Source organism: Kurthia huakuii LAM0618 (assembly GCF_000505545.1).
GTDB lineage: Bacteria > Bacillota > Bacilli > Bacillales_A > Planococcaceae > Kurthia > Kurthia huakuii.
The window spans coordinates 287731-309812 of sequence record NZ_AYTB01000013.1 but is presented as its reverse complement, the minus strand read 5'-3'; the positions used below and the strand labels follow the sequence as shown (position 1 = coordinate 309812).

Annotated in this window: 22 protein-coding genes; 8 read left to right on the top strand and 14 right to left on the bottom strand. The window is 39.8% G+C overall.

Annotated features, from left to right (window positions below; translation table 11 throughout):
* Positions 1 to 9: 9 nt before the first annotated feature.
* The gene (locus V514_RS0111495; protein WP_029500086.1) at positions 10 to 1146 is read right to left on the bottom strand and encodes a betaine/proline/choline family ABC transporter ATP-binding protein; all 1137 of its coding nucleotides are present in this window, start codon (positions 1144 to 1146) and stop codon (positions 10 to 12) included.
* A 301-nt stretch (positions 1147 to 1447) separates the two neighbouring features.
* Between V514_RS0111495 and V514_RS0111490 the strand changes: the two genes are divergently transcribed.
* On the top strand, positions 1448 to 2095 hold the full coding sequence (locus V514_RS0111490; RefSeq protein WP_029500085.1) for an HAD family hydrolase: 648 nt from the start codon (positions 1448 to 1450) through the stop codon (positions 2093 to 2095).
* A gap of 92 nt (positions 2096 to 2187) precedes the next feature.
* Here the strand turns inward: V514_RS0111490 and V514_RS0111480 are convergent, their stop codons facing one another.
* From V514_RS0111480 to V514_RS19140, 3 genes are read right to left on the bottom strand one after another with little or no spacing between them, the layout of a single operon-like run.
* Positions 2188 to 2499, bottom strand: coding sequence for a DMT family transporter (locus tag V514_RS0111480; RefSeq protein WP_029500084.1), 312 nt, complete (start codon positions 2497 to 2499; stop codon positions 2188 to 2190).
* A 2-nt stretch (positions 2500 to 2501) separates the two neighbouring features.
* On the bottom strand, positions 2502 to 2828 hold the full coding sequence (locus tag V514_RS0111475; RefSeq protein ID WP_029500083.1) for a DMT family transporter: 327 nt from the start codon (positions 2826 to 2828) through the stop codon (positions 2502 to 2504).
* 14 nt (positions 2829 to 2842) lie between these two features.
* Complete coding sequence (locus V514_RS19140; protein ID WP_035944704.1) at positions 2843 to 3388, bottom strand: TetR/AcrR family transcriptional regulator; 546 nt, start codon at positions 3386 to 3388, stop codon at positions 2843 to 2845.
* A gap of 110 nt (positions 3389 to 3498) precedes the next feature.
* On the opposite strand from V514_RS19140, the gene V514_RS0111465 reads away from it, so the two are divergent.
* The 3 genes from V514_RS0111465 to V514_RS0111455 all read left to right on the top strand — a co-directional run bounded on the left by V514_RS0111465 (position 3499) and on the right by V514_RS0111455 (position 6577).
* A complete protein-coding gene (locus tag V514_RS0111465) occupies positions 3499 to 4635 on the top strand; it encodes a PD-(D/E)XK nuclease family protein (RefSeq protein WP_029500082.1) in 1137 nt (378 codons plus the stop codon).
* Between the two features lie 12 nt (positions 4636 to 4647).
* Positions 4648 to 4887 (top strand): hypothetical protein, encoded by a 240-nt coding sequence (locus V514_RS0111460; RefSeq protein ID WP_029500081.1) that lies wholly within the window; start codon positions 4648 to 4650, stop codon positions 4885 to 4887.
* A gap of 229 nt (positions 4888 to 5116) precedes the next feature.
* On the top strand, positions 5117 to 6577 hold the full coding sequence (locus V514_RS0111455; protein WP_029500080.1) for an alanine/glycine:cation symporter family protein: 1461 nt from the start codon (positions 5117 to 5119) through the stop codon (positions 6575 to 6577).
* 34 nt (positions 6578 to 6611) lie between these two features.
* Here the strand turns inward: V514_RS0111455 and V514_RS0111450 are convergent, their stop codons facing one another.
* Both V514_RS0111450 and V514_RS0111445 read right to left on the bottom strand, forming a co-directional pair.
* Positions 6612 to 7697 (bottom strand): NADH-dependent flavin oxidoreductase, encoded by a 1086-nt coding sequence (locus V514_RS0111450; RefSeq protein WP_035944703.1) that lies wholly within the window; start codon positions 7695 to 7697, stop codon positions 6612 to 6614.
* 208 nt (positions 7698 to 7905) lie between these two features.
* Positions 7906 to 8367: a hypothetical protein gene (locus V514_RS0111445; RefSeq protein ID WP_029500078.1), complete on the bottom strand. Its 462-nt coding sequence runs from the start codon at positions 8365 to 8367 to the stop codon at positions 7906 to 7908.
* A 118-nt stretch (positions 8368 to 8485) separates the two neighbouring features.
* Here V514_RS0111445 and V514_RS0111440 point away from each other — a divergent pair, with 118 nt between their 5' ends.
* On the top strand, positions 8486 to 9919 hold the full coding sequence (locus tag V514_RS0111440) for a helix-turn-helix domain-containing protein (RefSeq protein WP_081715043.1): 1434 nt from the start codon (positions 8486 to 8488) through the stop codon (positions 9917 to 9919).
* A gap of 40 nt (positions 9920 to 9959) precedes the next feature.
* On the opposite strand, the gene V514_RS0111435 is transcribed toward V514_RS0111440, so the two are convergent.
* The gene (locus V514_RS0111435) at positions 9960 to 11348 is read right to left on the bottom strand and encodes a hypothetical protein (protein WP_029500076.1); all 1389 of its coding nucleotides are present in this window, start codon (positions 11346 to 11348) and stop codon (positions 9960 to 9962) included.
* A 55-nt stretch (positions 11349 to 11403) separates the two neighbouring features.
* Positions 11404 to 12165 (bottom strand): DeoR/GlpR family DNA-binding transcription regulator, encoded by a 762-nt coding sequence (locus V514_RS0111430; RefSeq protein WP_029500075.1) that lies wholly within the window; start codon positions 12163 to 12165, stop codon positions 11404 to 11406.
* A gap of 148 nt (positions 12166 to 12313) precedes the next feature.
* On the opposite strand from V514_RS0111430, the gene V514_RS0111425 reads away from it, so the two are divergent.
* Positions 12314 to 12712: an ATP-binding cassette domain-containing protein gene (locus V514_RS0111425; protein WP_029500074.1), complete on the top strand. Its 399-nt coding sequence runs from the start codon at positions 12314 to 12316 to the stop codon at positions 12710 to 12712.
* 159 nt (positions 12713 to 12871) lie between these two features.
* On the opposite strand, the gene V514_RS0111420 is transcribed toward V514_RS0111425, so the two are convergent.
* From V514_RS0111420 to V514_RS0111410, 3 genes are all read right to left on the bottom strand, one after another.
* Positions 12872 to 13570: a phosphopantothenoylcysteine decarboxylase domain-containing protein gene (locus V514_RS0111420; protein ID WP_029500073.1), complete on the bottom strand. Its 699-nt coding sequence runs from the start codon at positions 13568 to 13570 to the stop codon at positions 12872 to 12874.
* 100 nt (positions 13571 to 13670) lie between these two features.
* Positions 13671 to 14924, bottom strand: a complete 1254-nt coding sequence (locus V514_RS0111415) for a dicarboxylate/amino acid:cation symporter (protein WP_029500072.1) — start codon at positions 14922 to 14924, stop codon at positions 13671 to 13673.
* 169 nt (positions 14925 to 15093) lie between these two features.
* The gene (locus V514_RS0111410; RefSeq protein WP_029500071.1) at positions 15094 to 16482 is read right to left on the bottom strand and encodes a polysaccharide pyruvyl transferase family protein; all 1389 of its coding nucleotides are present in this window, start codon (positions 16480 to 16482) and stop codon (positions 15094 to 15096) included.
* A gap of 245 nt (positions 16483 to 16727) precedes the next feature.
* On the opposite strand from V514_RS0111410, the gene V514_RS0111405 reads away from it, so the two are divergent.
* On the top strand, positions 16728 to 17225 hold the full coding sequence (locus tag V514_RS0111405; RefSeq protein WP_029500070.1) for a GNAT family N-acetyltransferase: 498 nt from the start codon (positions 16728 to 16730) through the stop codon (positions 17223 to 17225).
* A gap of 50 nt (positions 17226 to 17275) precedes the next feature.
* On the opposite strand, the gene putP is transcribed toward V514_RS0111405, so the two are convergent.
* Positions 17276 to 18757, bottom strand: coding sequence for a sodium/proline symporter PutP (gene putP / locus V514_RS0111400; RefSeq protein WP_029500069.1), 1482 nt, complete (start codon positions 18755 to 18757; stop codon positions 17276 to 17278).
* Positions 18758 to 18931: 174 nt separating this feature from the next.
* On the bottom strand, positions 18932 to 20215 hold the full coding sequence (locus V514_RS0111395; RefSeq protein WP_029500068.1) for a sigma-54-dependent Fis family transcriptional regulator: 1284 nt from the start codon (positions 20213 to 20215) through the stop codon (positions 18932 to 18934).
* A gap of 375 nt (positions 20216 to 20590) precedes the next feature.
* Here V514_RS0111395 and V514_RS0111390 point away from each other — a divergent pair, with 375 nt between their 5' ends.
* Entirely contained in the window at positions 20591 to 20779 is a 189-nt protein-coding gene (locus V514_RS0111390) for a hypothetical protein (protein ID WP_029500067.1), read from the top strand.
* Positions 20780 to 20921: 142 nt separating this feature from the next.
* Here V514_RS0111390 and V514_RS0111385 read toward each other — a convergent pair whose 3' ends face one another.
* Positions 20922 to 22022 carry a GGDEF domain-containing protein gene (locus V514_RS0111385; RefSeq protein WP_235073312.1) on the bottom strand — a complete coding sequence of 367 codons (1101 nt, stop codon included), beginning with the start codon at positions 22020 to 22022 and terminating at the stop codon, positions 20922 to 20924.
* Between the last annotated feature and the right edge of the window lie 60 nt (positions 22023 to 22082).

The window sequence follows — 22082 nt, the reverse complement described above, 5'->3', positions numbered from 1 at the left end:
TAACGCCCCCTATTCTGCTTTTTCTGTTTCCTCGTCGCCCCAAATTGTGTCATAAACAATGTCAACGATGTTTGCGCGCGTTACGAGCCCAACAAGATGACGTTCTTCATCGATAACCGGGATATTATTTAAATTTCGACGTAAAATGCGACGCACTGTATCTTGAAGTTTTGTGCCGGTATGTACTGCCGAAATATCCGTCGTCATCACATCAGACACCGTATCGGTTGAATTGCGATTGGTTGTTATTGCTTCAACGGTAATCATGCCGCGTAAATGTTCTTTACCATCGACGACAAATAGCGTATCAACGCGGCGCTTTACCATCGTTAAAATAGCATCATCGATACTTTTTTCCATTGAAATCGTAATCGGTTTAATCATCACATCATCTACGAGTTTGGCGCTCGGCTTATTTTGAATAAGACGATGCGAACCGATAAATTCGCGCACAAAATCATTCGCAGGTGCCGCTAAAATATTGTCTGGTGTATCAAATTGCACCATTTGCCCATTGTGCATAATACAAATACGGTCGGCTAACTTAATAGCCTCGTCCATATCATGCGTGACGAAAATGACCGTTTTCCCAAGGCGTTGCTGTAAATCTTTCATTAAATCTTGCAGCGTATCACGCGTAATCGGGTCAAGTGCACCGAATGGTTCATCCATTAAAATAATATCTTGATTGGCAGCAAGTGCACGCAGTACACCAATACGTTGTTGCTGACCTCCTGATAATTGTGCAGGGTACATATCTAAATAACTGCGTGGCAAATCAACGAGATCAATAAGTGTTTCAGCTGTTTGGTCCTTCTTGTCTTTAGACCACTTTAGTAGTTTTGGTACGAGGGTAATATTGTCGCGGATTGTCATATGTGGCATTAAACCAATTTGTTGAATAACATAGCCAATGGAACGTCTGAGCGCCACTGGATTTTTTTTCATCAAGTTTTCACCATTCAATGTAATGGTGCCACTTGTCGGCTCAATCATGCGATTAATCATACGAAGCGCGGTTGTTTTCCCACTACCACTCGTACCGATAAATGCAATAAATTCGCCTTTTTCTACTTCGATATTGAGGTCATCTACCGCTTTCTTTCCACCTCGATATACTTTCGATAACTGTTCTAGTTTCAGCATGTGCTTCTCCCCTTCCTATTTAACCTTATACCCTAAAAGTATCTAGTTGTAACCCAAAAGGCATGTTTGTCTATTATTCTTCACTAAAAAAACGCGCAGAATAAACATAAATCTAAATTTTTTAGCTAGTTTATTAATAGATTTTTGCTTAAAGGATTCATTTTATTACTATTTTCATAAAATACTACTGTTGACTTAGATAAAAAGTTTCGATTTTAGTCATTCCATTTTTTAATAGATGATACGCTAACACTTTTTTCGGGTAAAGAATAATGTATGTGATTTGAAAGGAGTGTTTTAGATGGTCTTTATTTTTGATTTTGATGGTACATTAGCCGATTCGCATGAATGTAGTTTACTTGCAACGCGCAAAGCCTATTTTGACTTAGATTTAACAGTCCCAAATGACGACACGATCATTTATTATATGGGCATTCCAATCGAAAAATCATTTCAAGCAATGGCAATTGAGCCACTAAATGACACCGATTTAGATGAATTAATTACATTATTTCGTATTCTTTACAAAGAATATGAGCAACAATATATTCATGTTTATGAAGGCATTCCCGAAGTGCTAGCAACGTTATCGAAACTTGATGCCTGTTATGTCGCATCGAGTAAGCATAGCATCGCCTTGTTACGAAACTTAGAATCGATTGGCATCCGCCACTATTTTAGCGACGTTATTGGTGCCGATATGGTCGCTGAGCATAAGCCTAATCCCGAAAGTATTTTATTGTTACAAGCGCGGCATCGCTTTCCGCTAGAGAGAGCTGTTATGATTGGGGATGCGATTTTTGATTTGCAAATGGGCAAGGCAGCTGGCGTTAAAACGTGTGCCGTAACGTGGGGCAGTCATTCGCTTGAAAGCTTATTAGCCGAAGAACCAACCTATTTAATGAATGATGTTCACGATTTATTAACACTCCGAACGATGAATGGCTAAAAAAAGGAGGTGCGCTATGTCGTCGTCACCTCCTTTTTACTATTATGCAGCATTAAAAAAAGAGATTCGCACAACGACGAATCTCTACTCACTTATGCAATTAATTTTAAGCCAATAACCGAGCCTAAAATCAGTGCGATACAGGCAAGGCGCAAGGCACTTTTAGATTCCCCATAAAAAAACATGCCGATCAGTGCGGCGCCAACCGTCCCAATGCCGGTCCAAATTGCATAACTCATGCCCATTGGTAACGTCATCATCGCATATTTTAATAAGGAAAAACTAATTATAAAGCCGACAATCATGACGAGTAATCCGCGTTTATCACGACGTGCCAACATGTTCATACCGTTGACGCCGATCACTTCCGATAAGCCTGCTACAATTAATGCTACCCAAGCCATATTTACGCAGCCTCCTTTTCACCTGTGACCAATTTTAAGCCAATAACGCCTAATAATAACGTTGCAATAAAGAAGATTTTTAGCCAGCTAAAGGGTTCGTCTAAAAATAACATGCCTACTGCTACTGTCCCCGCTGTGCCAATCCCTGTAAATACCGCATAAACCGTTGCAACAGGTAACTGCGATGTTGCTTTCATAATTAAGTAGAAGGAAATAACGATTAAGCCAATCGTTCCAGCCCATTCCAACGCGGACTCAGATGCCTTTAAGCCAAATACCCATAAAATTTCCACAAGCCCTGCTGCCAATACATATAGCCAGTTTGTCATTATTTATGCCTCCTCTAAATTCCGCGCGCAAAAACAGTATAGGCCGCTTCTAAACGGCGGTGTGCGCGCTCACTATCACCATACAATAATTCAACAAAAATACTATCTAACAATGCTAAATAACTTTGTGCCAAAATCGTCGGCGGAACGTCTCGTGTTACCGTCTCAGCCATCGCAAACATATCCGTTGCTAATTCCTCGACTGCATCTAAGTAACGATACACCCCGTCCATCACCTCATCATATAAATGCTGTGGCGGAAAGAACATCATCCGTAGCCAAAACTTCGTCGCCGCGTTGTGTTGATAACGTGCAATATAACGTTCAAACAGCTCTTTATAATTTTGTTGTGACTCTATTACCATTTGAATAAAATCCATTTCTTGTGTAATACATTCCTCACATACCGCTAAAAAAAGCGCATCTTTATTTTTAAAATGCGTATAAATCGATTGTTTCTTAATGCCGACCGCATCGGCAATCATCGCCATTGATGCTCCCTCATAGCCATGCTCTGCAAAATTACGTAACCCGGCCATCATAATATCTTGCTGCGTCATGCGCCTGCCTCCTTACGAACGTTCGTCAGTTTATGGATTTATCATAGCACGCAGCGACAAAACTGTAAAGGTTTTTGTTATACTAGCTGTATCAGAAAGGAACGAATGCGATGGAACAACAGCTTTTACTGCAACATATGCTCTTGCAACAGACGACAAATCTTCGTCAAAAAAGAGAAGCATTGAAACAACAAACAGGTGGCCATTTTAATATTTTTTCGATTTTGCAAGTGCATCAACAAAAAGATGCGATTGGGCGCTTTCTTTATGATGTACTCAATCCACTAGGCAGTCATGGACAGCGCGACCTTTACGCGACATTGTTTGCTAAATACGTTTTACATACGACACTTGATACGGAGCTCCGCGTTTTCCGTCATTATTTGACGCCTGACAATGAACGCATTGATTTAGTGCTTCAAACGAAATCCCAGTTTTTCCCGATAATGATTGAGCTTGAAACGCCATGCGTATTGCCGACAAAATTAACGTGTTCTTTCTATTATGTAACCCCATTTGGTCACGATGCAGCATCAGCGCGTAGTATTTCAGTATCGTTTGAAAAAGATATGACGCGCTTTGTGAAGCAAGCACTATGTCACTATGAAACGATTAATGTACCACCCATACGTGAGGTACTGATGCAATTTTTACAAATGCTTCGTAAAATGACGAATCAATTAGGAGATGAACAGCAAATGGAATTAAAACAAACGCTCGCTTCTTCACCGGAAATGATGAAGAGCGCTTTTGCGATTGAAAAGACGATGCAGCAAACGAAAATCGACTTGATTCGTCGTATTTTTGCAGATTTGGATGCCGCTATTCCATTGAAGCGGCTCACAAATGAGCACGATTATTTAGCACCAAATAAATTGGATGGTTACTATCAGCAGCATGCTTCGACAAAACCTGGACTAACGTATGTATTCACCGAAATTTACCGAGATGTACAACTATTATTTCGCATTGAACTAGATGACCGCTTATATGCAGGGTTTATAGCAACAAAACCGTTGAGTACAGAAGAAGTGAAGCGCTTCTTACCACATATTGAACAGCCATTTTTTGATGGGGATTTCGTCTATTGGGAATTCTTACCTTTCGATGATATCGAGCAAGTACCGTCATTTAAAAATCAGTCGAGTGATGATTTATATTTTACGTTGTTTGACAATGTCGCATATCGTCAGTTTATTCACGAAGCGGTGACGACACTCAATCGCCTATTTCTTGATTACTTGTAGGGAGGTGTTTAGATGCAGCATGTTTACGCTCTTTTACGCGACGTCGAGCATGCCGGTCGCGATTATACGCAATGGCAAAATACGTTGAATGACGAAGAAATGCACGAAGCCATTCAAGAAGCGAAACGCCATCATTATGTCGTTGGGATTTCTAGTATGCTAACGGATGGCAATTGTGAAGTAACATTTGGCGTCGGTGAGGTCGCACTTACAGCAGTAGGGCAACAATTTTTAGCACAATACCGTGCATAATGACAAGAAAGTACCAAATCGGTGCTTTCTTTTTTAATAGCATCGCAAAAAAAATAGCTATTTTTAGATAGCTAATATACAGCGCAATCCCTTTATTTACAAGCTTTTTTGTCGTCTAATATATTGAATATTTTTTCGGAAATATTATTTTCGTATAAAATTATATTGAATGTTATGAATTGTCAGAATATAATATATCTTATAGTCAAAATAATCAAGAGGTGATGTTATGGAAGACATGCTAACGACCGTCAACGACTGGCTTTGGAGTCCTGTCATGATTTATGGCATTTTAGTTGTTGGTTTAATTTTTACATTTATGACACGATTTATGCAGTTGCGCTTTTTCAAAGACATGTTCGTACAATTGTCTAAAGGAGAAAAATCATCTGCCGGCGTATCATCATTTGAAGCGATGGCAATGGCATTATCAGGCCGTATTGGTGTAGGGAACATCGCCGGTACAGCAACGGCAATCGCATTCGGTGGTCCAGGGGCTATTTTCTGGATGTGGGTACTCGGCTTTATCGGTGCATCAACAGCTTACGTCGAGTCAACATTAGCGCAAATTTACAAAGAAGAAAAAAATGGAATTTATCGTGGTGGCCCTGCTTACTACATACATAAATTCTCAGGTAAAAAATGGTTAGGCATGATTTTCGCCGTTGTTGGTGTAATTGCAATGGCTATTTTAATGCCAACTGTACAATCAAACTCAATCGCAGATGCGATGGACAACGCCTTTAACATTCCTGCTTGGGTATCTGGCGCATTTTTAGTCGTATTTATTGGGATTATTATTATTGGCGGTGTCAAACGTATTGCTAGCGTGGCATCGATCATCGTACCATTTATGGCAGGTGCATACATTTTAGTTGCTTTCATTATTATTATTTTAAACTTTGACCAAATTCCAGCAGTCTTTAGCTTAATCTTCTCAAGTGCCTTCGGTGCCAATGAAATGTTCGGCGGTATTCTTGGTGCAGCGATCGCATGGGGTGTCAAACGTGGGATTTACGCCAACGAAGCAGGACAAGGTACAGGTCCTCACCATGCAGCAGCGGCTGAAGTTAGTCACCCTGTAAAACAAGGTCTTGTACAAGCGTTCTCAATTTACTTTGATACATTCTTAGTATGTACGGCAACGGCATTTATTATCCTATTTACAGGTCAATACAATGTGTCGTATGAATCAGGTCCAAAAGAGGGTGAATTTATCGTTGAAAATGTACCTGGTGCTGTGGCAGGTACACAATATACACAAGCTGCATTAGAGCACGCCTTCCCGTTAGACGGATTTGGTGCGGGCTTTGTGGCAATTGCATTATTCTTCTTCGCCTTTACAACGATTATGGCTTACTACTACATCGCTGAAACAAACTTGGCGTACTTCTTAGATGGCAATAAGTTAAAATTAGCGATTCGTTTTATGCAAGTCATCTTCTTAATCGGTTTATTCTATGGTTCAATTAAGACGTCAACAGCTGCTTGGACACTTGGGGATATCGGCCTTGGCTTAATGGTTTGGGTCAACGTTATCGCGCTCTTATTCTTAGTGAAGCCTACACTAATCGCGTTAAAAGATTACGAGCAACAGAAAAAAGAAGGCAAAGACCCTGTATTTGATCCAGTGAAATTAGGCATTAAAAATGCTGATTACTGGGTCAAGAAAAACGAAGAAAATAAATAATAAAAAGCAGGAAGCATTGGCTTCCTGCTTTTTATTATTTCACACCCGGTACCCAGCCCTTACGAAACTTCATCATGTCCATCAGTGGTCCTGGGATGACATTATCGCGCGTCATATCCATTGCTGTAATAACTTCTTCACCATTCGTTACTTTCTCTACCCAATGAGGTTCAATTAATAGTTCACGTCCGAGGGCGAAAAGCTCTGCGCCGGTACTAACAGCTTCACGCGCATCCTCTTTTGAATAAATCGAGCCAACACCAATAAATGGCACGCGACCACGAATAACACGATGTAAAATCGCGATGCGGTTTTCTTTTGCGCCGCTATAACGACGTGCTTGTGTGCGGAAGTCACCAAGCGAAATGTGTAAATAATCTAGGTCAGCATCCGCTAAACGATCAACAAGCTGAATCGTATCATCTAATGTGATACCATCCTCTTCTGGTTCTTCAGGGCTAAAGCGATAACCGACAAGAAAACGATCATTTGCATAACGCGCCTTCACACGATTCACTTCTGCGACTACTTCTAATGGAAAGCGCAGTCGTTTTTCAATCGAGCCACCATAAGCGTCTTGGCGTTTATTTGTAAAGCCTGAGAAAAATTGCTGTAACAAATACGTGTTCGCGCCATGAATTTCAACACCGTCAAAGCCAGCTTCAATAGCGCGTCTCGTCGTCTCACCGAATGCCTGAATAATATCATGAATTTCATCGATTGTTAGTGCACGTGCGATACCACCATCTGCTGCGAGCGTTTCACTGGCACTAACAATATCACCATTTGGCACAAGCTCACGTACGGCTTGGCGACCCCCATGATAAATTTGTAAAACGGCTTTCGCCCCGCCTTCATGAATCGCCGCAGCAATTTTCGCAAGGCTCGCAATATACGCATCGGTATGACCAGCAATTTGTCCTCTGAAGCCTTTGCCGTTTGCGATGACATATGTACAAGCTGTAATAACAGCGCCTACGCCATGCGAACGTTCTTTGTAATAAGCGATTTCCTCATCGGATACCGTATCATCTGCATTGGCAGAATAAGTTGTCATCGGCGCCATTACATAGCGATTGCGTAATTTCACGCCGTTGTTAAATGTAAATGGTGTTAACATGTTCATCACTCCTTCTAGTTAAAAGTAATCTTATCGGTTTTTAAAGTCAAAGATTGTGCCTTCAAAAAAGGCTGGGACAAAAGAAAAAATGTAAGGCGATTTTCAAAATCGCCTTACATTTTTTTGCTTTCAAGCGCATTAAATCATTCATTTAGCCAAGAAAATCACGACTCAAATTTTATATTTCTCCTAAAAATCGAGTTGCTTTTCAACATTTTAACAGATGAACATCTTGCACCCAGGCACTTGTATCTCCAATTTTCCCAAGATGCCAACGATTATTGCCAATACGCACCGTTTCAAGTGGCATAAATAACTGGCCTTCAAAAACGTGCAATGCTGGATAGAGCTGATCTAATCGCCCGCCATTCGGATGCGTATAGCACATCCCTGTTCCAGAAAATTGATAAATCTGTTCATCACGCGGCAATTCTTTATATGATGCAAACATAACACTATTTTCATGAAGCCAACCAATTGGCTCACTAATCGCCGTACGTTGCAGTGAAAAATAGCGTTGTCCTTTTTGCAAGCGTTCTTCATATACGTAAAAACATTCCCCGATATATGGGGCTGCTTGATAACTACTGACACACATCACATCATTCCACACTTGTTCATGGGCTCGTTTAATTTTAGCGACATACATCGGCTGCGCTACAGCAATCATATTCTATTTCCCTCCTTATTTAATTGAATTTTCAAAACTTTAATTCTGTTATTGTTCAGTATATAGTAAAATAAGAGTGCTTTGCTAAGTCAGTTTTTATGTCTGAGTAAATAAAAATATGAAAGAAGGCATTCAGATGTTCGGTATTTCAAAAGCTACATGGCTGAAAAAAGACATTATTGAATTACTCGATAAACAGGATGATTATGTGTCGAGCCAATATTTAGCAAGTAAACTGACCTATACAAGTGTTGAAACGATTAAAAAAATGTGCCGCGAATTAAAAGAAGAAATAGAAACAATTTATCAAGCGGAGGAAGCGGAGTTTATTATTCATAAACATCATGGCATTCGCTTTTTACGGCATAGTATTCATACACAAGATTATGTTGATTTTATTTATTCAAAAGAGCTCGCATACGATATTTTTATACAAACATTTCTCAACGACTCGGTTAATACATATGATTTCTGCGAATCTGTACATATTAGTGAATCGAAATTGCGCCGTAAAGTCAAAGAGATTAATCATTATACGACCGTTTATGATGTACAATTTTCTTGCACCTCGACCCTCTCCGTCACAGGACCTGAACATAAAATTCGTATGTTAGGCGCTATTTTTTTATTTACTGCGCATCGCTCTATATCACGTATTCCTGTGCTCACGAATGCGGCTGATTATATCCAACGCACTAAACAAATTTTCGATTATTTAAACATTTCATATACGACGAATCTGTTGCATACTGTCGCTTTATATGTTCTTTTAACAGAAAGGCGTTTATGTCAGCATAGCGAGCTTACACAACAAGAGCACGAATTGTTTCATGCTGTTCTGTTGCCACCACGTCCTAATTTTTTAACTCATTGGACCGACGTTGATTGGCGGCTGTTACTGCTAACTTATGATGCATTTGACATCGTCAATTTAACATCTGTAGTAGATTATACGCCCGTTCAACAGCACCTCACAGAAGAAGTTAGTTGTAGCTCTATATGGTTTGCTCAGTTTGAACAACACTTCCGTCCACTTGCAGTCTATGAGCAGCAATGGGTTCAAATGATGCTGACGAAAAACTATATCGCGAGTACGCTCTTTTATATTGATTTTTGGTTAGTTGCTACATTCCAATCAATTGATTTTGAGCGCTTAAAGGAACGCTTCCCGCTTTATATGGAAAAATTCGATTGCTTATGGGACCATTATGCCACTGCGATGACTTTGACAAATTCGGACCATTTTCGTGCGATTCATTTGACGATGTGTTCGAAGCTCATCGCACTTGATTCTTTTATTCCGACTGTCCGCGTTTTTTATTATTGCGATTTTACACTATTGTATCAAGATTATGCGAAGCACTTTTTGCAAAGTCATTTTGCTGGGCGCTTTATATTGCATTATGTCGATACGCCCGAGGAAGCGGATGTTAATATTATTTGTACGATTATGCAACAACCTAGTAATAAGCCAACTGTTTTTATCCGTTCACAAATGCCGGCGAATGATTTGTTACAAATTGAAAAATTGTTAATGGCTTCTGTGAAATAAAAAAACATCGCTTTTGAGCGATGTTTTTTTATTATATAGATTAGCGAGTTTTTATTATATCTTCATACTTAACTGTTTTTCCGAAAACAATTTTTTCAATTTGAATAGATTGTTGTTTTTTAACAATTGCATAGCCTGTTTTCGGCTCGCTTGCTTTTACTGCTTGGCGCATATCATCCGACCATACACGCTCTGGTACTAAAAAAGTATCTTCCGTATAACCGAGCGGATTGTTAGCAAGCTCATAAAAATCGAGCTCGACATAAAATTCATGTGCTGAAAGCGGAATTAAATGTTGAATAATTGGCAAGGTCGCTGGCGGCAGCTTTTTTAGTTTCGGCAAATAAATATAGTCGTCCGACACGATCAAATCTTGTGGTAGCTTTGACTCTTTGAATGACACATCTTGCCATGCCACGCTGCGCCCAAATAACTTTTTCATTACGGCATCTAGCTCTGCTCGGTTGTAGCCAATATATGTATAACCTTCTAGCGTTTTTACTGACTCTGCCACATCGGTGAAATGTACATCAAAAAAACGCAAGGCGCCACTTACAATATCACGCGCTGCATATTCCGACAGCTGTTGGTCACTTAACGACGCGATGGTACGGTCCTCATGAAACAGCGATAATGCCGCTAAATATGTCATGAGCTCCTGCTGTTCTTCTAGTGAAATCGTCGCAATATCACGCTTTACTTGATACGTGTTACCGGTCAATTTTTCGTAGCTCTCATCAAGCGTCGCATTGGCTTCATTAAATGGTACACCGCTTGACACAATGCCCTGTTCATTTTTCAGTATCGTTTTCGTCACTTTATATGATTTGACGAGCGCTTCATATTGCGCAAGCGTTGCTGGTTCGTCGGTCACTAAATTTTTACTGGCAGCTGTCGGTTCATTCGAGCCAAATGGTAGTTCAATGTGCATGCCAGCATCTAATTGTAACTTTCCGCCATCGACATGTTGATACGTGCTTGTCAACTGTTTCATGCCATCTTGCTCATATGCAATCGTTGAGCCTAAAAACGTATGCTCATTATGCGTGACAAGTGAGCGCTGTGTTGTCTCTCCTTCGAGCACTTCACTATATAATTGTTGCACTTGCCCACCAACAATGCCCCAAACTTCTTCAAAATAGCCTGTTGGCGTCTTCGTTAAAAAATACAGTTCTTGCTGCTCAGAGTCATTTAAATTCACTAGCTCTACATACATCACGCCGGACTGCTCCTCATTATTGCGTACGAGTGGGCGCCCAGCTAAGCGCGTATCGATTTTTGCTGCTAGTAGCTGTTTTTCTTTCGCAGATAACTTTACGTCCTGTTGTTGTGGTGTTTCAGCTATTGGTGGTGCTTTTGGCGCCTCATTTTCCTGTTGACAAGCACTTAACAATACGATGCTTGCCATTAGCCATGCCCATTTTCTCACGTTGTTCACCTCTAACAGTAGTATAACAAAAAAACACTCTACGCGATGTATGTCATTAATCAGCGATGATGAGCCTATGACCCGCTTCATTAAACTGCTGTCTAATCGTATTATCTAGCCCATCATCGGTAATAATGCCGTCGACTTGTGCTAAATTACACGTTTTAATCGTCACATCATGCCCAAATTTTGAGTGATCGCACAATACATACGTTTGTTTACTATTGTCCATAATTTGACGTCTCGTACGAATTTCATCAATATCATAATCAGATAAACCATTTTCAAGCGATAAACCACTCGTACAAATGAATGCTTTTTGAATGTTTAAATAGTCAAACCGAAAGAGCATGTCATAAGCAGTAATTGATTTTTCAGAATGCCGCAACTTCCCACCAATTAACAACACATCGACCTCACTATCAATCAATTCATTAACAATTGGTAAAGAGTTTGTCACGACGGTTAGTTTTTGACGTTCCTTTATATATTTTGCTAGAGGATACGTTGTCGAGCCACTATCAAGAAAAATCGTATCACCATCTTCTATATAATGAACGGCAACGCGTGCAATTTTTTCTTTTTCATCAATATGCTCATGCATGCGTGCAGCGATCAATGATTCTTGCTCAGGTGTTGGCACAAGCTTAATGCCACCGTAAAACTTTTCAATTTTTTGCTGGACAACTAATGCTTGAATGTCGCGGCGTACCGTTTCCATTGATACCTCAAGGTGCGTACTTAAATCGGTTAACTTCATCATATCCTGTTCTGTTAACAATTGAATGATTTGTTTTTGTCGTTCTTTTGGATACATTTCTACGACCTCCTTGTATCTACTATACTAAAGAGCCTCAACATATAGTCAACTTATACTCATAATTTACCCAACATTTACACAAATCGTATGTGCCATTTACAAAAAGCCCCTATACTAAAGCTATCAACAAAACAGAGGTGATTGTATGTTAGCGCTAAACGATGTTTGTAAAAATTTTGGCCCGAAACAAGTATTGCAAGATATTTCGTTTCAAATTGAGCGCGGAGAAATCTTGTCATTACTTGGGCCAAGTGGTTGTGGAAAAACAACGCTACTCAATGTCATTTTAGGATTAGAACAGCTGAGTGGCGGTACGATTTCGCATGAGCAGCAAAATATTTCGCACGTCTCGATGAAAGATCGCGGCTTTAATATCGTCTTTCAAGATTTTGCGCTGTTTCCGCATTTAACAGCCTATGACAATATTGTCTACGGCTTAAAAAATAAGCAGAAGCATGTAAAGAAAGAAGATATTCAACCGCAATCGAAGCGACAAAACAAAAATTTGAAGCGCTTGGTGCAGATGCGACAATCGAAACGTTAGCAGATTTACCACGCGTCATCGATTTATTAGAGCAATTAGTCATTCAATAGAGGCTTTGACAAAACATTTCATTTTTCTTTTTTAGCGTTCGCCACAAAAAACCGGAACCGCGCCACCGCGCGATTCCGGTTTTTCTTATGCTCATCTGAGAGGATGTTGTTACACGTCTGTCCCAGCCTCGTTTAAATGTGCCGCTAGCGTTGCCATTAACCCTTGTGCCGCGGCACGCTTACCTGCAAAAATCGTATAGTTTCCCGCTTCATCAATAATATAATGATCCACATCAGGCGTATACAATGAACTTGATTGATTGGCCACCATAAACGATGCTTTTGACGTCGCCATGCGCTTTGTCGCCCGCGCAACAAGCTCGTCATTTGTCGCATCTTCTAATTTAAAGCCAACGAGCGTTAAATCATGATTCCACGTTTTAATTTGTGGCAAAATTTTAGGTGCTTTTTTAAATTTAATGATTGGTGGTTCATCGCTCGATAATTTCCCCGCTTCCGCGATGGGGTTCCCTTGTTGGTCTAAAATTTCATCAACAAGCCAGTCGCTCCCAGCTGCCGCCATAATCACAGCATCTATAGCTTGCGTCGTCACAATATGCTTAATTTTGTCGCGTAAATCTTCGATACCTTCAAATGTAATCAACGATAAATTATCGGTATTGCTCGGTTTTTTTGCGAAATACCCATTCAAATAAATAATCGTTGCACCAAGCTTTTGTGCTTCTTCTGCTAAATATGTACCCATCGTTCCTGTGGCCATATTCGTATGACCACGTACTTTATCCCATTTTTCGAGCGTGCCACCACTCGTAATTAAAATCGTTTTTCCCGTTAAATCCACTGCCATATTGCCACCTCATCGTCTCTATTATCCCTTTTAGTATACCCGAAAAAACGCGTCATTAACTAAAAAAAGATGACGTCATGAAGACGCCATCCCCGTTGTGTTATTGTGATGCAGAATCTGCCACATCTTTTTCGTTAAATGTAACCCCTTTATTTTTTTCGCTTTCCGCGACATATAAAGCACATGTTAAATCTCCCATTGAATTGGCCATCGTGCGTGTCATATCAAGTAAACGATCGACACCGATAATTAGCGCAATCCCTTCGACTGGTAGACCAACCGATTCTAATACCATCGCGAGCATAATCAGACCGGCACCAGGTACAGCTGCTGTCCCAATCGATGCGAGTACAGCCGTTAAAACGACCATTGCCATTTGTGGAATCGTTAAATCAATGCCAAATACTTGCGCGATAAAAATCGTCGCAACCCCTTGCATAATCGCCGTCCCATCCATATTAATCGTGGCGCCAAGTGGCTGAACGAAGCTACTAATCGATTTTGGCACGCCAAGTTGCTTTTGTGCAATATTCATGCCAACTGGTAGCGTGGCACTACTACTTGATGTACTAAATGCGACCGTTAATGCTGGAATATAAGTTTTCCATACTTTGAGTGGATTTTGTTTCGCCATAAATTTAAGCGCGCCGCCATACACGATAAAGAAATGTACTGCTAAAGCAAGCAAGACGACAACCATATAAAGTAACATCGCCTTTAACGCACTAAAGCCTTGTGAACCAACCGCTGATGCGATTAAACCAAATGTACCGAATGGTGCTACTTTCATCACTAGTGTTACTAAAAACATCATCAGTTCATTCGCTTGCTCAAAGAAGCGTTGTACAGTCGCTGTTTTTTCACCGAGAAAGCTCAAGCCAAGACCGATAAATAAAGCAAAGAAAATAATTTGTAGCATCGACCCTGACGCCATCGCCTCAATCGGATTCGCTGGAATAATACCTAACAGCGTTTCCGATGCAGGTGGTGCTTCAGTCGCTTCATACGATAAGCCTTCGGTGTTAAATGACCCCACCTCGCCTGGCTTAAAGACAAGCGCTAATGAAATCCCTACAATGATTGCAATCGCTGTCGTTGTTAAAAAGAAAATCATCGTTTTTGCGCCAATACGCCCCAATTTTTTCGGATCGCCAATGTTTGCGACGCCAACTGCAATCGAGAAAAATACTAATGGCACAATAAGCATTTTAATAAGATTTAAGAAAATCGTTCCAAGTGGTGAAAACAATAAGCCGTCTAACTTTTCAAATAACGATGGTGACGTAATATTTAAAATAATACCGACAATTGCTCCAAGTACAAGCGCAATTAAAATTTGCACCGCTAAATTCATTTTTTTATCTCTCATTCCACATTTCCCCTTTCTATACATTATTTTATTAATAAAATAACAACATTGTAAACTGATATGTATTTTTTTAATGCTGTTCATGTCATTTTTTTATAAATAACGATAAAAAAAACGGCGGAATTTACGTCATCCGCCGTTTTCATTATGAAGATTATGATTTTTTTGTAAATAAGTTCGCCGCTTTTAACGCTGTTTTAACTGCTTTACGATCCAGCGTGCGTTTTTGGAAATCTACTTTTGATTGCAATGCCTTTACTTTTTTATCAAGGCGCCGTTTTTGCGCATTAAATTTACGCTCTTGCGCTTTCTTCTCTTCTTCAACATAACTCATCCAGCGCTTGCTTTTCGCATTTTGTGATAATGTGAAGAACGATGGAATGGCTTCACGTTGTGGCATCTCTGCAACAAGCTTATCAAAATAAATATCGCTCGGATGATTCGTCTCCTCATAAATATGTGGAATTTTATTTTGATTTAAGAAATGAATATAACGGTCGAAATTAGCCGGTGCTTGACGTGCTACCGATTGGAAATCACTCTGTTCAATAACATCCCAAATCGACGTTTCATCGGTAATCTCTGGGCCATAAATAAAGTTCATATTATGGTATTCTGCTAGCTCGCGCATACGACCATCTTTTGGAATAATAATACTTGGCGTGCCCGCTAAAATCGCCGCTACATTCCCATGTAAACGCGCGCCAAAACTTAAATCCGTTGACTCTAAAAACTGATGCCAGCTTGGAACATCTAAGAAATAGCGTACGCGGTCCTCTTGATATAAAGAATGCGATACCGAATACGGATAGTTTTTATCGGAATTTGGTAAATCCGGGCCACCTAAATACGACATGCGTAGCTCACGTAACCATTGTGGAATAAAGTGGTGATTGTCAAACTCACGCATACTGCGATCGATAAAATCAAGCACATTGTCGGGTGATTTTGGTGAGTTGTTAACCGAAATAATCGACTCTTTCGTAATCGTCGTATCGCGCACGACTAATTCGCGGCCATTCATATACATTGATGGACAGCCGATGACCATATGATCGATATCTTCTCTAAAGCCTAATCCCGTTAAATAATCCGCCGTAATTTGTCCACGTACACCAACAATTGCCGATTTATTTAATACCGCCTTCACAAAATTGCGTACATCATCGTCAAACGCGTAACTTTGGCCTGCTTTTGGGTCAAAGTCTGTACTCAGGCCAACGCCAACAACATAAACAGGAATCGTTAAACGATTAATCAAATCTGTATAAGCGCGTAATTTAGGCGCAAATTTGTCACGGAAAGCATCAGCTAACGGAATAATATAACCGTCATAATGTTCGTTAATAAACGCCGCTTGATTCGGATTAATTTTATAGTAATCCGGTGTAATTTTGACGTCCTCTTTCATTAATGTACGGAAAATGCTATACGCATAAACTAAATTTCCGACGTTACTACCAATTGAATTATTTGCGGCCATATAAGCTGCATCAAAATTGTCTAGCGGTGAAACGCCTGCACGAATTAAAAAATGCTTCATATGTATTTCCTCCTAGATTTCTTTATGTAACTATATCCTCTATTCTATTATATTGATATACCCTTAAAGCGGCGCATTAAACCTTTATGACATTCGTTTCAAATGTAATCATCTTACAATTAAATAGTAATATTTTTGCAACAATTAGTCATAGTAGAAACATGATTGTAACAAATATGATGTGAATGCGTTTTTTTCAAGAAATATGTTATTCTAAGCATAGTATTTATTTAGGAGTGATGAACATGACAAATCCTACATTTCGTTTTGCACAGTTAGCAGATTTACAGCGCATCGTAGACATTTACAACTCAACAATCGCTAGTCGCACCGTAACCGCCGATACCGAAGAAGTATCACTTGAAAATCGCACGCCGTGGTTTTATGAACATACCGAAGCACGCCGCCCACTATGGGTTATCGAATTAGATGGTATGATTTGTGGTTGGATTAGCTTTCAAGACTTTTACGGACGCCCTGCCTACGATGGTACGGTTGAAGTAAGTATTTATTTAGACGAACAGTTCCGCGGCCAAGGTTTAGGAAAAAAAGCAATTCAATTTGCGTTAGATGCTTGCCCTGCGTTACACATTGAAACATTACTTGGCTTTATTTTTGGTCATAATACACCGAGCCTTGCGCTGTTTAAACATTTTGGTTTTGAGCAATGGGGCTTCTATCCAGCAATTGCCGAATTAGACGGTATTAAACGTGATTTAGTTATTTTAGGAAAACAAATTTAATATTAAAAAAAGACGCTCTTGGCTGTTTTAGCACAAGAGTGTCTTTTTAATTAATGTTCTTCTTTTAAAATACGTAATGTTTCATCAAATTCTTGCTCAATACGCTCATTTTTCTTATATGTCACAAGGCTAACAATGATGGCGATTACTAAAGCCGAGAAGAAACCTGGCACAATTTCATACAACATCGCGTGTAGTGCAGCATTTGAGCCCCAAACGTACGCAACGACTGCTCCAACAACCATGCCTGATAACGCGCCCCAATTTGTTAACTTGCGCCAGTACAACGCTAATAAAATAATTGGTCCAAAGGCCGAACCAAATCCAGCCCATGCAAACGATACTAATTTTAAAATCGTGTCATTTTGTTCCCATGATAAGTAAAATGCAACGAGCGAGACGGCTAATACAGCCATACGCCCCATAAAGACATAATGTTTATCAGAGGCATTTTTATTAAATACTTTTTTATAAATATCTTCGACTAATGCTGATGATGTAACGATTAGTTGTGATGAAATCGTACTCATAATTGCTGCTAAAATGGCTGCTAACATGACGCCGGCAATAAATGGATGGAAGAAAATTTGACCAAGTGAGATAAAAACGGTCTCTGGATCTTCTAAAGTTAAATTATTTTGCTTAAAATACGCTACGCCGACTAACGCCGTTGCGACAGCGCCAAATAAACTTAAAAACATCCAACCGATACCAATGCGGCGCGCTTGTTTTGTTTCTTTAACACTTGAAATCGCCATAAAACGAACGATAATATGTGGCTGACCAAAGTAACCAAGCCCCCACGCAAGACTTGAAATAACACCGGCCGTTGTTGCTGTTGCGACAAGGCTTAACATATCCGGATTGACTTCTTTAATCGTTGCGAGCGTTTCCGATACGCCGCCCGTATAATACAATCCAACAATTGGCACAGCGATTAATGCGACAAACATCGTAAGTCCTTGAATAAAGTCTGTATAACTTACCGCCAAAAACCCGCCAAATAGCGTGTAGGCAACGACGACACCAGCGACGATAAATAAGCCGGTATGGTATGAATAACCAAACGAACTTTCAAAAAACACACCGCCTGATACCATACCTGATGACACATAAAACGTAAAGAATACTAAAATAATAAGACCTGATGCGATGCGCAATAATTTTGAGCTATCTTTTAAGCGACTATCTAAGAAACTCGGAATCGTAATCGCATTGTCTGATACTTGTGTATAGACACGTAAACGTGGTGCCACAATGCGCCAGTTTGTATAGGCTCCGATTGTTAAACCAATCGCAATCCAACCTTCTACTAACCCTGCCGCATATACAGCACCCGGTAAGCCCATTAATAACCACCCTGACATATCTGCAGCACCCGCGCTTAATGCTGTAACGGCTGGCCCGAGTGAGCGACCACCTAACATATAATCCGTCAAATTGTCTGTGCGACGGAATGCATACCAGCCGATTGCAAGCATCAAAATCATATAAAGTGTAATGGCAATTAATTGATATCCATTATCTGACATGAAATCCCTCTTTTCATATGTATACTTCCAATAATAATCGGAAAAATCAAAATTTTGAAACGATAATAAAAACACGCGTATTATTATTTTACGCTAGTGCGAAAAAGTTATTCACGAATCATTAAGTAAATTATTACACGAAAAAAGGATTTTGCAAATGCAAAATCCTTTGGCTTAATCTTCAAATTTTTTTAAACGATATTGCAAACTTTGGCGGCGGATATCCAATGCTTTCGCCGCTTGTGAAACATTACCATCAAATAGCTCAAGTGCATTTTTAATATAATATTCTTCCATTTCCTGCATAAAAATGGTCAGCGGGCGAATATCTTGCTTTGATGTCACGACAATCGATTGCACCGGCTCGACCTCTTCCTCACGTTGTACTTTCCAACGAAATGACATCGGCAATTGGTCAACATCAATTTGGCGTTCATTTGTTACTGTACTCATCGTTTCATCAAGCAATATTTCAAGTTCTTTTAAATTCCCTGGCCACTCATAGTCCATAAAAAGTTGTTCAACGCGCTCAGACAAGCCTTCTAATTGGCTGCCGGTCGTCTCGCGGTAACGTTTAAAATAATCATCAATAAATGGTTGAATATCTTCTTTACGTTCGCGCAATGCCGGCACGCGTACACATACTGACGCAAAAAAGTAATACAGTTCTTTTAATAGCTTTTGCTCGCTAATTAAATCAATCGGATCATCGCCAACAGAGGCGATAAACTGATTGTGCTCATGATGTCGTTCAAACAATTCTAGAAGACGTTGCTGCCCTTCTAAACTTAAATATTCCAGACGTTCGCAAAAGACCGTAACATTTTGTTGCTCATCAAAAAGTGCAGCAATTTGCGATAACAGCGCCTGTTCATCGTGCCGGCAAATCAATGTCACAAACTGCTCTTTCTTCACCGTTGACGCGTGGTGAATACCTTCTGCAATAAGGTCCGTTCCAGCGCCAGACTCCCCATATAATAACACCGGCATTTGATTTTCAGCGGCCATGCGCGCCTTGTCGATGACGCGTGCCATTTTTTTCGATACAGCCGTAATTGTTTCAAACAATAAAGGCTTCCCATAACGGCGTAGCGGTTGATAGGCAAGCAATTCCTGCTCGGTAATATCACGTGTGATTTCAACGGCGCCTATCAAGGTCTGTTGTTGATACACCGGCGTCAAATCCGATAGCGTCACAAATTCTTCACCGGACTTAAGCCAATAATTTTGACGATGATTTTTAATCGGCTGCTCCGTTTTGAGAACATGATAAATTAAACTATCTTGCCCGCGTGCATCAAGTGCTTGTTCCATGCGCTCATCGCTTGAAATTCCTTTTAATTGACGCATTTTATCATTATAAATAAGCGTTTTTCCTTGCACGTCAATAGCGTGAATCCCCGCTTCGACATGATTTGTAATATAGCGATACAGCGCCGTTAATTCCGGTTGTTTCATAGCATTCCTTCCCTTCGTAGATTTCGTTTTATCGCAAAATAAATTACTTTTATTTTACACAAACATTTCTTTATCATGCAAAAATTTTATGCACTGTCTATTTTTTGTCTCTTTTCTATTATACATTATCGGCTGCTTTGTTTTTTTAAAATATTGAAATGTTGAAGTTTTATACGCTGAGGACAAAAACTTTGACGCACAGCTACAATCGTTGTATAGTATTCATAGAAACAGAATAAAGGTCAGACATCTCACAACTGATACTCATTTCTGACAGCTGACACAGACAGCAACATCGCAGAAACGTTGGAAAAATACGAAAAACGAGATTATGTCGCTGTAAGTCAGCCATCTATTAACTAGGAGGCGTTTTACATGACAAAATTCCAAAATGTAAAAATTAATGACAAAGTAATCGTTGAAAATGCGAATCGTACAACAATCGGTACAGTAACAACTATTGGTGAAAATCAATTATCGATTCATACGGCAGATGACCGCTTATCAACTTACCATATTAATGATATTGATGAATTAGCGATCTTATTAGATCCAGTCGCTTAAATAAAAAGAGGCTTGGACATAAGTATAAAAACACCATCTCAGATGAGCATAAGAAAAACCGGAATCGCGCGGTGGCGCGGTTCCGGTTTTTTGTGGCGAACGCTAAAAAGGAACATGAAATGTTTTGTCCAAGCCTCTTTTTTTATACCCCTATTGCTACGTCATCGAACCGACAAACACCATTGCGGCCACGATGTTTCGCTTCATACAATGCTTCATCTGCTTCCTTAAACAATTGCGTCATATTAACAGTTGACGCGCTATGCGAATTAGACACGCCTAAACTCACCGTTAAAAATGCCGCAAATGGTGAAGAGGCGTGTGGCATATGTGCTTGAAAAACCGCTTGGCGCACATCTTCAGCAAAATCCTCAACATTTTCTGCATCATCATGAAAGCAAATAAACATAAACTCTTCGCCACCAAAACGCGCCACAAACGCACGATGCTGTTCAGCTTGTTGCTGTAAAATTTTTGCGACGCGTTGCAAGATATAGTCGCCTTCTAAATGGCCATAAAAATCATTGTAATGTTTAAATGCATCAATATCTAAAATAACCGCACTGACTACTTGCTGCTCATCGTGTAAATGCTGCTCCAAATAGCGGTACAATCCGCGGCGGTTGGGCAATGTCGTTAATTCATCACGCACCGATAAATATTCCAATTCCGTATTTAACGCTTCAAGCTCTTCATTTGTTTCACATAACAATTCGCGCTGTAAATGATTTTGTGCGGCGTTATTATATAAAAAGCGTGAACCAATCGTTGCAAAGACCATAAATATCGTCATATTAATTAAATGACCGATAAATATTGCTTCATTTGGTTGTGCATAATGCATCGCAAACGCCACGATAACAAGTGGCACAAATTGTAGCACGACAAATTTGCGCATCGAGCAATGATACATTAACACAGCGACTAATACATTCGATAAATAGGCCGTCACTTGCCCATAAGACCCTTGATCTAGAGCTGTTAAAGCGCCACCCCATAAAATAAAAAATAAATAATAGAGAAATATAAAACGATCTAAAAAACGAATATGTTGTTCCTTATTCGGCAAATACCATAATAGCAACAATGATCCAATCGATACGACTAACAGCACGCTATAAAAAATGACATAGTAATGCATTGACAAGCCGTACTCGAGGATATTACGTACTACTAAGGATAACTCAAAAATAATAACAATAATTAACGATATTTTTGCACGATTGACATTATCAATTGTCAACTGATTAAAAAAAAGACACCCTGGCTTCACTTGTAAAAATAACAATTCTCGCATTTTTTT